10 protein-coding genes are annotated in these 12,499 nt (G+C 59.5%); 2 read left to right on the top strand and 8 right to left on the bottom strand.

Annotated features, from left to right (window positions below):
* The 3 genes from Z945_RS0110685 to Z945_RS0110675 all read right to left on the bottom strand — a co-directional run bounded on the left by Z945_RS0110685 (position 1) and on the right by Z945_RS0110675 (position 4,062).
* On the bottom strand, positions 1 to 1,314 hold the full coding sequence (locus Z945_RS0110685) for a nucleotide sugar dehydrogenase (RefSeq protein WP_025052097.1): 1,314 nt from the start codon (positions 1,312 to 1,314) through the stop codon (positions 1 to 3).
* A gap of 131 nt (positions 1,315 to 1,445) precedes the next feature.
* Positions 1,446 to 2,963, bottom strand: coding sequence for a caspase family protein (locus Z945_RS0110680; RefSeq protein WP_241434496.1), 1,518 nt, complete (start codon positions 2,961 to 2,963; stop codon positions 1,446 to 1,448).
* Between the two features lie 22 nt (positions 2,964 to 2,985).
* Entirely contained in the window at positions 2,986 to 4,062 is a 1,077-nt protein-coding gene (locus tag Z945_RS0110675) for an OmpA family protein (RefSeq protein ID WP_037971003.1), read from the bottom strand.
* Positions 4,063 to 4,272: 210 nt separating this feature from the next.
* Here Z945_RS0110675 and Z945_RS0110670 point away from each other — a divergent pair, with 210 nt between their 5' ends.
* Both Z945_RS0110670 and Z945_RS19625 read left to right on the top strand, forming a co-directional pair.
* Positions 4,273 to 5,910, top strand: coding sequence for an FAD-dependent oxidoreductase (locus Z945_RS0110670; protein ID WP_025052094.1), 1,638 nt, complete (start codon positions 4,273 to 4,275; stop codon positions 5,908 to 5,910).
* A complete protein-coding gene (locus Z945_RS19625; RefSeq protein WP_037971001.1) occupies positions 5,907 to 6,095 on the top strand; it encodes a DUF2783 domain-containing protein in 189 nt (62 codons plus the stop codon). Before Z945_RS0110670 ends, Z945_RS19625 begins: the two co-directional genes overlap by 4 nt.
* Here the strand turns inward: Z945_RS19625 and ispD are convergent.
* The 5 genes from ispD to Z945_RS0110640 are packed head-to-tail and all read right to left on the bottom strand — an operon-like array spanning position 6,092 to position 12,495.
* Positions 6,092 to 6,760 carry a 2-C-methyl-D-erythritol 4-phosphate cytidylyltransferase gene (ispD, locus tag Z945_RS19620; RefSeq protein ID WP_037970999.1) on the bottom strand — a complete coding sequence of 223 codons (669 nt, stop codon included), beginning with the start codon at positions 6,758 to 6,760 and terminating at the stop codon, positions 6,092 to 6,094. The genes Z945_RS19625 and ispD overlap by 4 nt on opposite strands.
* A gap of 1 nt (position 6,761) precedes the next feature.
* A complete protein-coding gene (locus tag Z945_RS0110655; RefSeq protein WP_025052093.1) occupies positions 6,762 to 8,300 on the bottom strand; it encodes an indolepyruvate oxidoreductase subunit beta family protein in 1,539 nt (512 codons plus the stop codon).
* Entirely contained in the window at positions 8,297 to 10,447 is a 2,151-nt protein-coding gene (locus Z945_RS0110650; RefSeq protein WP_025052092.1) for a thiamine pyrophosphate-dependent enzyme, read from the bottom strand. The genes Z945_RS0110655 and Z945_RS0110650 overlap by 4 nt, the downstream gene beginning before the upstream one ends.
* Before the next feature lie 9 nt (positions 10,448 to 10,456).
* On the bottom strand, positions 10,457 to 10,936 hold the full coding sequence (locus Z945_RS0110645) for a MarR family winged helix-turn-helix transcriptional regulator (RefSeq protein ID WP_025052091.1): 480 nt from the start codon (positions 10,934 to 10,936) through the stop codon (positions 10,457 to 10,459).
* On the bottom strand, positions 10,933 to 12,495 hold the full coding sequence (locus tag Z945_RS0110640) for a phytoene desaturase family protein (RefSeq protein ID WP_025052090.1): 1,563 nt from the start codon (positions 12,493 to 12,495) through the stop codon (positions 10,933 to 10,935). The genes Z945_RS0110645 and Z945_RS0110640 overlap by 4 nt, the downstream gene beginning before the upstream one ends.
* Between the last annotated feature and the right edge of the window lie 4 nt (positions 12,496 to 12,499).

The raw sequence follows: 12,499 nt of genomic DNA, 5'->3' as shown, positions 1-12,499 counted from the left end.
TTATGCTTTGGTCACATCCTTCATCGGCAAACCCCGCTTTGCAATTGCGTTGCGGGTGTCGACAACTGGGACGCCGAGAGTGAGCAGAGCAGCGTAATCAATCGCATCATGGTCCGTTGCGATCACCACCACATCGCAGGCGCCAACCTCTAGCGCGTCAGGATCGAGCGCCTGCCGTCCCTCGTACAGTCCATACTCCCGCATCGGCGGAATACGCGGCACATGCGGGTCGATAAAGGATACCTTGGCACCCGCGTCGCTGAACAATTGCATCAACCGCATCGCAGGGCTTTCGCGCATGTCAGACACGTTTTTCTTGTAGGCCACACCCACCAGCAACACCCGCGACCCGTTCAGGCCCTTGCCGCTTGCACGGTCCAGCACTTCGCGGGTCCGGTGCACGATATGATCGGGCATGTTGGTATTGATCTCTCCAGCCAGCTCGATGAACCTTGTGCGCACGTCGAATTTTCGTGCGCGCCACGTCAGGTAAAACGGATCAATTGGGATACAATGACCGCCCAGACCGGGGCCGGGGTAAAATGGCATAAAGCCAAAAGGCTTGGTTGCGGCACCGTCGATGACATCCCAGACATCGATGCCCATCTCGTCATAGATCAGCTTCAGCTCATTAACCAAAGCGATATTGACGGAACGAAAGATGTTCTCGGTGATCTTAACGGCTTCGGCCACGGTGGGGGACGGCACCGCCACAATGGTTTCGACCACGGCGCCATAGAACGCCTCCATCATGGCCTGCGCTTGCGGACCGTCCCCTGCAATGATCTTGGGGATCGTCTGGGTGCGGAAACTGGTGTTACCGGGATCTTCGCGTTCGGGGGAGTAACCGACAAAAATTTCCTGACCCAAGGCAAGCCCACTGGCGGCCAGCAGGGGTTTCAGCACTTCATCAGTGGTACCGGGCCATGTGGTTGATTCCAGCACCACAAGCGTATCCGCGCTAAGATGCGCGGCGATGGTGCGCGCGGTATCTTCGACGAAAGACAGATCCGGCTCGCGGTGTTGGGTCAGCGGGGTCGGCACGCAGATTACCACCACGTCGCAAGTAGCGATTTGGGCAAAATCAGTTGTCCATGCGCAGCTGGGTCGGGTCAGGGATAGGTCCGTATCCGCGACTGCCTCGATATAGCTCGTGCCGGCATAGAGCCGCTCGACCTTAGTCACATCGACATCGAAACCGATGACCTGATAGCCGCTTTTTGCCGCTGCAATGGCGAGCGGCAGACCAACGTAGCCCAATCCAATGACGCCAACGGTCGCTTCTTTATCGGTGAGCCGTTTCAGCAGGGTCATGCGTTGGCCTTTTGCAATAGGGAGTTGCGACCGCAGGGGCCGCTACCGCCCCTCCATATAGGCAGAAGACTGGATATGACCAGACCAGCAGGGCACCCGTCCCGGCGTTTGCTTGCTAAGCAGTCCCAGAGTTACTTGCAGCCACCGTCAGCCCATGCCCGCAGATTCATCTTGAACCCACCGCCGTAGGGATGGTTTTTGCTGATCGCCTTGTCGTCAGCCGCCGTCACGTAGGTAGTGCCTTGGGTGCACAGCGCCTCTTTGGTCCACTGGTGGCAGTTTGAGCAGGACTGGTCTTTCCACAGCTCGTCCGGGATGCCCTCGATCGGGGGAAAAAGCGGCGAGAGCGTCACCAATTCTTCGATGCTTTTGCCCATGATCGCCTCGCCACCTGATGTGAATGGCATTGTGAAGGTCAGTTCGGTCCCCATCGGAGGCGGTGCCGCACGGGATGCTTCGGGCAAGGCCGCAACCACGGTTTCGCCTGCATCGGTACCCGCATCTGCACGCTCGACTTTCTCGGCGATGATCTTGAGCTCGAAGGTCGCCAGCTCGGCGTAGGTGCCTTCGGGATAGGCGTCTATGTAGGCTTGATAATCCTCTGCCGCGCCGGTGGATTGGGCGATGCCGATCAGGCGTTGCTGGTCCTGGCTTGTGTCGACCTCGGGCTCGGGTTCGGGTGCGGCCGCGATTGTTTCGGCAGGGGCCGGTGGCACCACAGGTGTGCTACCCATCAGCCGTGACAATAGAGCGCGTGCTTCGGGGATGAACGGGCTGTCAGGATAACCGCGCATGAACAAAACGACCTGCACCGGATCTGTGCTGTCTTTGACAGAGTCCCAGAGCTGCAGCTCGGCCTGCTCACCCGCGCTGATGCCTTTCTCGGGTGAAAAGACAAAGTTGCTGGTGAGCGACGAGGTATCCCAAGGGGTCTGCTGGCCGTTCGTCTTCTCGATCACGGCGACGCGCACGTTCTTGAACACCTGTTCGATGGGCAGGCCGGGGGTGGGTAGTTCACGGGCCAGTGCTTGAGTGAAGGGGCTGTTGCCATCCAACCCGTCCAGCGCCACGGCACCTGGCGCTGTGGAATAGGACAGGAAGGTGCCCGTGGGTGATTTCATTTCCGCCAGACCATTGTCGTTCAACTCGGGGATCGCCTGAAATGGATTGTTGCGGCAAGCGTCAAGGATCACGATATTTGTGCGGTTGCGGGCCGAGAACATCTGCCGCAGGACAGCCTGTGCTGGCACCGCCACAAGGCTGAGGTCAGCAGCATTGGTCAGGCTGGCATCGGTGGGCAAAAGATAGTTTGAGCCGAAAGACTGAACAGCGTGACCGGCGTAGAAAAACAGGCCTGTCGCCTCCTGCCCCGCTTCGCGCAGATCACGACCGAACTGCGAGATCGCTCGGTTCAGCGTGATCTGGTTTGCGTCGATCAACAGCGTGACCGCAAAGCCCTGCGTTTCAAGCGTCTGCGCCATCAGCGTGGCATCGGGCCCGGGATTGTCCAGCGGGGTCACGGTGCCATAGCCGCCATTGCCCACGATCAACGCGATGCGCGGCCCTTGTTCCTGTGCTGATGCGCCACCTGTCAGCAGCACGCATAACAATCCCAGAACGCTGGCCAGTCGGCCATATACACTTGTCACTCTACGAAAATCCCATTTCATTTCAGTTGCTCAGCACCTTGAATTCGATGCGGCGATTTTTCCAGCGTCCTTCAGAGGTGTCGTTCGACGCTAGTGGCGTCGTCTCGCCATAGCCTTTGCTCACCAGAACCGACGGGTCGAGGTCGCGGGAAATCAGATAGCGGCGGACGGCATCAGCGCGGGCGTCTGACAGGCGCTGGTTGGAAGAGGTGCTGCCAATAGAATCGGTATGCCCGCCCACTTCAATCACCATATCAGGGCAACGCTGGATGATGCCTGCCAGCGAATTCAGCAAAGGTTCGCTTTTGCTGTCATGGCGCGAGCTGCCGGAGGCGAAATAGATATTACCGGTGCGCGACAGAATTTCAAAACGCCCTTTGCAGGCTTCGCGGTCAAAATCGCCCTCAACCTCTAGCGCCACTGAGCTCGGCTCTGTCACGGCGCTTTGCGCCGGCGCAGCCTCAGCCGTGGTGCTGTTGCGGGCGAAGAGAAAATCAAAGGAAACAGTCGCCGACGGTATGATATCGACGTTTGCAGCCTCTTGCAGCTTGCCCAGCCCTTCCATCAAATTGAAGTCTGCCACGCTGACCGAAATCGGCGTCGTGCTGGCAACCGACACCAGATCATCCGTCAGCAGCGTAACCGCCACGTCGGCGTCGAAGCTCTTGGTCACGCCATGCAGGTCAATCGTATAGCTGATCGGCAAGGTCTTGCGGCGTACTGTTGCCAAATCGTTCAGTAATGCGGGATCAATCTGGGTTGTGATCTTGGCGCTGGGGAACTTGAACGTCTCGAAAAACAGGAACCGCATCCGCACATTGCGCAGGTCAACTTTGGTATCAACCGAGTCGAGCAGGACGTTGACCTCGGTCTTGCCACTGTCGTCGATCGCACCTTCCAGTGTGGCAAAGCTGCTTGATTCTACAACCGTCTGCTTTTTCACCGATTGGAAATTCAGGTTCGACATTTCCGGCTGCAAGGTCCAGCCGCCGCTAAACGGGCTTTGCTGAGCTTGCGCGGCCGTCAGATGGGTCACAATACCCAGCATACTGGCCATAATTAATAGAACGAAACTGCGGTAAACAGAGATGCTAAACATTTTGGGTTTCCCGATGGTCGCTGAAAATATCTGGAACGTCTTAAATTAAGATCAGTCTACACAATGGCCGTCATATGAGAACCCGTTTTTTAGTGAACCGCATCACGCAAGAATGCCGAGGGCCGCGCAGCGACTTGTTGACATTGGTTTCAAATGCAACCAAATTCGTTACAAGTGAAACCAACTCCCTTTTGCCCGAAGGAATGAACCATGTTCGATGAACGCTATGCGCTTGCTTTCAAAGCCTATCCTTACGAACGCAACGCGGATCAGGATGCGGCGACACCCGTCCGCCATCCGGTCGTTGTAATGGGTGGTGGTCCGGTGGGCATTGCTACAGCGCTTGATCTGGGGCGGCAGAACATCCCGGTGGTGGTGCTAGACGATCACGAAGGTGTTGGCATGGGCAGCCGCGCGATTTGCTTTGCCAAACGCAGCCTCGAAATTGCAGACCGCTATGGGTGCGGCGAACGGATGGTGGACAAGGGTGTGGTCTGGAACATCGGCAAAGTGTTTCACGAAGACAGACAGGTGTTCGAATTCAACCTCCTGCCCGAAGAGGGGCATAAATTTCCTGCGTTCATCAACATGCAGCAGCCCTATTTCGAACAGTTCATGATCGAACGCGCTTTTGACCTGCAAGCGCAGGGCGCACCGATCCAGATCCGCGGCAAAAACCGTGTCGAAGGCGTGGAGGTGAAGGATGATCACGTCATTATCACCATCCTGACGCCCGATGGCCCCTACACCCTCGAAGCGGATTGGCTGATCGGGTGCGACGGTGCCAATTCGCCCTTACGCGGGATGCTCGACCTCGACTTCACGGGCCGCGTATTCCAAGACAACTTCCTGATTGCCGACATCAAGATGATCAACACCAAATTTCCGACCGAACGCTGGTTCTGGTTTGATCCACCGTTCAAATCTGCCGGTGCCTCGACCCTCTTGCACAAGCAGCCCGATGATATCTGGCGGGTGGATTTCCAGATCGGCTGGGACATTGACCGCAGTGAAGAGATGAAAGAGGAGAACATCCGCGCAAGACTGGACGCCTTTTTGGGTGCGGATGTGGAATACGAGCTGGTCTGGTCCTCGATCTACACATTCCAGTGCAAACGGATGGAGACATTCCGCAAGGGGCCGGTGATCTTTGCCGGGGACGCCGCACATCAGGTCTCGCCCTTTGGGGCGCGCGGGGCAAATTCCGGCATGCAGGATGCGGATAATCTGGGCTGGAAACTGGGGCTGGTTGTAGCGAACAAGGCACCCGCCAGCCTGATCGACACCTATAACGACGAACGTATGTTCGGCGCGGACGAGAACATCCTCAACTCCACCCGCTCCACCGATTTCATCACGCCCAAGTCCGACACCAGCCGTCTGTTCCGTGACGCGGTCCTGCATCTGAGTGAGCGGTACGAATTCGCCCGCCCGCTCGTGAACTCGGGCCGTCTGTCGTTGCCCTGCATTTATGATGGCTCGCCTTTGAACAGTGCCGACGCCCTGCCAGCAGGTCCCGCACGCACGCGCCCCGGCGCCCCCTGCCCCGACGCACCGCTTGGTGAAGGCTATCTATTAGCGCTTCTCGGGGACGGCTTTACCGTTCTGGCGCTGGAAACCGATGTGCCAGAGAGCCTGACGGAAGGCGGGATCACTGCAAAGGCCGTGAGCCTGTCTGCCGAGGATGATCCGTCAGGACAGCTAGCCGCACGGTATCTGGGCGACACAAAAAGCGCGGTTTATTTGATCCGCCCCGATCAGCACGTTGCAGCAAGGATGGCCACATTTGACGAAGAGGCACTGCGCGCCGCGATCCGCCGCGCGACCGGACAGGAGGCCACGGCATGAGCACCCTAAACCTGACAGCCAATATCGACAGACCTGACGATTTCTACGCCGACCTGTTGGCCCTGCACGAAGGCCGCAGCAAAGAGGAAAGCGATGCCATCAATGCGCGGTTGGTGCTCATTTTGGCCAACCACATCGGCGACCGCGCAATTCTGAAGCAAGCCCTTGACGCAGCGGCGTCCTAGCGCAGAAAGCGTTCTGCGCGGGCAAGATCTTCGGGCGTGGTGATTTTGAAGTTTGCCGTGTCACCGTGCACGATACGAACGTCGATGCCCATCGCGCGGGCAATTTCTACGTCGTCGGCAGCATCCCCCTGATAGGTGCGGTGTGCGTCCAGCAGAGCCTGAAACCGAAACCCCTGCGGTGTTTGCGCGCGCCACAATCCGTCCCGCGCGACTGGTGTCAGGGCAAGCCCATCTTCGGCCTGCCAAAGCGCATCGACCACGGGTAAGGCGGCGAATGCCCCGTCCGCATGTTCGAGAGCTGTCAGCACATCCGCGACAATCCGTTCCGTCACGAAAGGCCGCGCGGCATCATGGACCAGAACCACATCGGGTGCAGCATCCTGCAAGGCCAGTAGCCCTCGCATCACAGATTTTGCGCGGGTCTCTGCCCCCGCTACGGGCTGGTTCAAACGTGGATCAAACACGCCCGCCACTGCCCCGGCGTAAAGATCTGCATCATCCGAGTGGATCACAACTTGGACGGTGCCCACATTCACCATGCCCAAGAATGTATCCAGACACCGGCGCAGCGCACAGATCCCCGCGACAGGTAGGTACTGCTTGGGCAGCGGATCGCCAAAGCGGCGGCCGCGTCCGGCAGCGACAATCAGGATAGCGACTTTCATATCAGACAAAACTGCGCACTGTCTGGATCGCCCCGTCCAGAGCTTTGCCCTCGGGGTCCTGCAAAGCCGCTTCGCGCAGGCGGTTCATCCACTCCGCTGCATCCTTGCGACCCTGCAAAAGCGTCGCGGCCCCCATCACGGTGCCGAATTTGGTCAGCCCGCGTGCGTGCGTGTCGGAATAGCCTTTGACCAGACGGCGATTTTTCAACATCTCGACCGCCAATGCATAGTCCTGGCCGCGCACCGCGAGACTGTCGCGCAGCCAGCCTTCAAGATGCGCGACCTCTACCTGATGGCGGCGGGTTTTTAGCCGGTAGCCTTTCAGCCCACCCAGAAAATGTAGCATTAGAAAGGACCTGAGCGTATGGGTCCGCAAACGCCGTCCTTTGTTGAAAAGCCTGTTCAGCAACGCCATGCGTTTAGGGTTCGCCTCCCAACGCGCGCCCATCTTGGCGGGCATCAGGCTGGCAACTTCTTCGGCACGGGGATGGAAAAACTCGGTCAGCTCAACCAAATTGCCGTCTTTCGCGCCCATCTCACCGCGAATGCGGTGCAGGCGGGGCGCGCGGGTCTTCAGGTCCGCCACGCGGATGATGTCATCATAGGCCATAGCATTGGCGATATATTTCGCGGCGGTAACGCTCAACTGCCAATCGTGATCTGCGCTGTCCTGTGCAACCACCTGATCCAACCGGTCCAGATAGACGCGGCCATAGCCACAATCCTGGAAATCCACGACTTTCATCAGACCGGCCTGCGCCATCCAAACCACCGGCGCGGGCAAACTTTGCGAGCGTTCGATCAGCGCTTGCCAGTTGCCCATGCGGGCCTTCGGCCCCACGATCTTGGGCGTCGCGGGCGGTGCACTGACGTCCTCGAGAGGATCTGTTTCGCCCTGCGCCGCCTGAAACCCTGCCTCAAACCCTCGCAAAGATGCATCTACCGATTTTCCGCCGTCACGGATTGCCTGTTCGAACGCTTCACGCGGGAAAGGCAGGGCACCGGACCCGGCCAAAGCGCCGAAAAGGCTGGAGGAAATCACAGACCCCTGATCGACGGCTAGCCGATCCATGTCGGCCAAAATCATCCGCTGAGAAGCAAGCTCTGCCGCGGCGCGAACTTCGTCCGCATTGGCGATGCCGTCACCCGGCATGGTCTTTTCAGACACCGCCAAAGCGCGGTGGGTCGAGCCGATCAATGTTGTGCGATCCGGCGTCACAAAGCCGCGCATCACGGCGCGGCCCACTTCCATCATTTCGGCCGCGATCAGGATGTCGACATCGCCGCCAGAAGGGGCCAGCGCGAAGACCGGCGTACCACCATCCATCGAAGCCATCTCCACGTAATAGATCGTCGCACCCGTGCGCTGGGCCACGCCTGCCACGCTTGTCGCCTGAACGGCATAGCCCTGCGCCCGGCCCAGCGCTTCGATCCAGCCGGTGAGCACCCCACCGCCCTGCCCACCAACGGCCATCACCGCCAGTTTGATGATCTGCGCCACACGGGCATCCGTCGTTTTGGAAGGCAACACCATGTTCATGCGGCAGCCCCGCCCAGCCGAAGCCGCTTGCGGTCACGGCGTTTTTGCAGCCAGCCGATGATGCCCGCGCGCAGGCCCGCGCGCCATGTCTCAAAACCGCCGGGATTGTGAACCACATCAGCACGGTAAAACGACGGGCAAAGCACGGCGGCATCGGCCACCTCACCACAGTTGCCGCAGCCTACGCAGGTCTGGTCGATATGCGCGATTGGATCGTCGCGCAGCGGATCGTCCAACCGCTTAAGCGACAGGGACGGACAGCCCGACAGACGGATGCAGGCGTGGTCGCCAGTACAAATGTTCTCGTCAATGCCAAAGCGCGGTACGTCCACGCGGCGGCCTTCCTTGATGGCCGCGGTGCGGATCGGCTTTTCACGGCGCTGCTTGTTCAACATACATTCAGAGGAGGCGACAATCACCTTCGGTCCTTTGAAATCGGTGGTGAGCGCTTCTTTCAAAGTGTCGCGCATTTTGCCCACGTCATAGGTGTGGTCGATCTGGCGTATCCATTCCACGCCGACCCCTTTCAACGCTGCCGAAATGGGATTGCCCGTCGACTTGGTGTCATTCTGCGCACGGCTGGAAAGAATATCCTGCCCCCCTGTGGCGGCGGAATAATAGTTATCGACGATCATCACCACGTTGTCGGATTTATTGAACACCATGTTCCCGATCGAGGAACTGAGCCCGTTGTGCCAGAACCCGCCATCCCCGAGGATCGAGATGGCGCGCCGTTCACCCCCACCATCAAAGGCCGCATTGGCCGCAGGCCCAAGGCCGTAGCCCATGGTAGCACCACCAATCTCGAAGGGCGGAAGGGAACCGAAAAGATGACAGCCGATGTCGGCGGTGATCTGGTGCTTGCCCAACTCCTGCTCGACCAGCTTCATCCCTGCAAAAATTGGCCGTTCGGGACACCCCGTACAAAAACCGGGTGGGCGGATTGGCACGGTCTTGCTGAGGTCCGGTATCGCGGCCGCTTCCTGATTAGGAGCGCGCACCTGACCCGGCAGCATGTCGGGAGCGGCTTTGCGCAGAAACGCGGTCACGCCGTCCAGCATCACCTGACCGGTGTATTCGCCGGCCATCGGAAGCACGTCCTTGCCATAAAGCTTGATCTTGCGGCCCGACTTGAAAAGGAAGTTGCCCAGCATCTGTTCGATATGTTCGGGCTGGCCTTCCTCCACGATCATGACGTGATCCTTGCCCGCGCAAAAGGCGTCGAATTCGTCTTTGACGATGGGATAGGTGACGTTCAGGCAGTAGATCGGCACTTGCGTTTCGCCAAAGATATCTGCGAGCCCCAGCCGTTGCAGGGCCCGGATCACGCCGTTGTACATGCCGCCCTGCACCACGATACCCAGCTTGGCGTCTTTGGGGCCGAAGTGTTCGTTCAGCCCATTCTCGACGATGAATTTCTCGGCGGCGGGCCAGCGGTTCTGCACTTTGTCCTGTTCATGCAGATAGCTCATCGGTGGCAGCACCACGCGGCGGAAATCGGACTGCGGGTTGGCGATCGCCTGCTTCATGGTCAGCGGCGGCGGCACGTTGTCCTTGGTCGCGAAACTGCCCGTCACATGGCAAGACCGGATGCGCACCATAAGCATAACCGGCGTGTTGCTCGCCTCGCTCAGCTCGAACCCGTCCTTCACCGCCTTCGTGATTGAGGGCAGGTTGGGACGCGGGTCCAGCATCCAGAACTGCGATTTCATTGCAAATCCGTGGGAGCGTTCCTGCATGATGGAACTCCCCTCGCCATAGTCTTCGCCAACGATGATCAGCGCGCCACCGTTCACGCCGCTTGAACACAGGTTGGCCAAAGCATCAGATGCCACATTGACCCCGACCGGTCCTTTGAAGGTCACCGCACCGCGAATGGGATAATGCACCGACGCCGCCAACATCGCCGCGGCGGCGGCCTCTGAAGCGTTCGCTTCAAACCGCACGCCCAATTCGCCCATCAGCTCCTCGGCGTCGGCGAGCACGTCCATCAGATGGCTAATCGGCGCGCCCTGATAGCCGCCGACATAGCCCACACCGTTTTCCAAAAGTGCTTTGGTGATGGCCAAAATCCCTTCGCCGGTAAAGACGTCGCCATCCCCTTTGCGCAGGTGTTCCACCTCGGCTTTGAACGAGCGTTCAGCCATGCTATCTCCTTAGAAATCGTGTTTGCGGATGTTGCGCAACATGGTTTGCAATGTTCCGACAAAGGCTCGCCGCTGCTCTTCGCTGATGCCTTTGAACATCGCTTCCGAGGCGTCAGACATCTGTGGCCAAAGCCGGATATAAGCCTCACGGCCCGCGTCGGTAATGAAAACGCGGGTGGCGCGGCTGTCCTGTTCATCGGGGGCACGGCGGATCATGCCGTTCTGGTCCAACGTCTCTAGTGCGCGGCTAAGCGTGGACTGCTGCACCACCGCATAGACCGCGAGTTCGCGGATCAGCAAGCCATCCATCACCGAAAGCACAGCGAGCGACCGCATTTGCGGCGTGGTCAACCCCATCTCTGCCATCTCGGAGGACAGGGCTGCGTTGTAGCGACCAATGATCCGGTTCATCAGATAGGGTGCAAAATTCTCGAGACCCATTTCGCCCAGCCGGGGGGCTTGGGCGATGGTCGGTTCTGCCTTGTTCATGCACCCAATCCCTTCGCCACGTTCAAGCCCGATCCACCGCCCAGACCGGGACCGGGATGGGTGGAAGCCCCGATGTGATAGAGGTTCGCAACCGGTGTGCTGTTGTTCGTTTGTGCGGCATAGGGCCGCCAGACAAAGAATTGGTCCAGCGTACAGGCCCCGCCGTAAGGGTCACCGCCCACGAGGTTTACGTTCATCCGTTCCAGATCGGCAGGCGAATAGGCGCGGCGTTTCAGTTTGATCTGTTCCCAATTGCGTATGTGGCTGGCCAAGATCGCTTCGATCCGGTCGGCGAACGCCTCGCGCATGGTGTCGGTCCAGGTCGTCTCTGTCTCGATTTCACCCGCAGCATCGCCCTTGATCACGCCCGGTGCATCGGGGATTTGCAGCCACAACACGCCTTTACCCTCGGGACAGCGGGTCGGGTCCAACCTGTGGGGTTGGCCGACACAGATGGTCGGGCGCACAGGCAGCATGCCGCGTTCCGCTTCATTGCAGGATTTTGAGACCGAATCGATGCCATCGGCCAGATGAATCAGGGCCACATCCTCAAGCCCTTCGGCGTTCCATTCAATCGGGCCATCGAGCGCATAATGCAGTTGGAAGTTTCCCCGTCCGTGGCGGAATTTCTTGGCAGTTTGCGGACGCGGCTGATCCCCGAGCAACCTGTCATACAACTGTCCGGGGGCCGTGCTGGCGATCACGTTCTTGGCCAGTATGCGCTCGGCCTCCGATGTCTCGACACCGATTGCCTTGCCGTTTTCTACGATAATCCTGGTCGCTTCGACCCCGGTGCGGAACGTGCCGCCGTTCGCCTCGATCAAGGACTGAAACGCCGCTGCTGCCTGTCCGGCACCGCCTTTGACCACCGGTGCGCCGGCAGCCTCCAGCGCAAAGGCGATGACCCGCGCCATTTGCCCGCCATAGGTCGCTTCGGGGGTCAAGCCGACATGGAGCACCCAAGGGGCCCAAAGCGCTTGGATCTCTGGCGCGGCATAGCGGGTTTCCAGCCGGCCACGCGCAGGTTCCATCGCCTCGCCGAACCATGTCTTGAGAGGGCCGAGCCCGCGTTTCCACGCCTGTTTCGCCAGCAGCGTTATCGTCTGGCGGGACCAGAGCGGTTGACCCAGAAGCGCAAAGAGAAACGGCGCATCCGCCTCGACCGCGCCCACATCGGCGGCATGTTGATCGCCGTCACCTGCGGACAACTTGTCGAACGCTGTGACATTTGCAGCCCTGTCAGTGCTCAGCACCAGCGCAGACCCATTAGGGCGCAATACGGCCGTGGGGTGCGCGGTATGGCAGAACTCCAGTCCGTGCTCGGCCAGATCGGCCCCTAACGCCTCGTGCGCGGGGCCGGTCAGGAACAACACAAAGGTTGCCGCCATCACGTCGTGATGAAAGCCCGGCAGTGTTACGTCATCAGACGTATACATGCAGCCGCCCACGCGGTTCTCGCGTTCGATCACCAACACGCTATCGCCTTTGCGCGACAGCATCGCGGCGGCCACCAAGGCATTGATGCCCGACCCGATGATCAGATGATCGAACGCCGCCACCGCG

The organism is Sulfitobacter noctilucae (assembly GCF_000622365.1).
In the GTDB taxonomy this organism is placed as follows: domain Bacteria; phylum Pseudomonadota; class Alphaproteobacteria; order Rhodobacterales; family Rhodobacteraceae; genus Sulfitobacter; species Sulfitobacter noctilucae.
Note: the sequence above shows the minus strand (reverse complement) of the source record. Positions and strands in the feature narration are given on the sequence as shown.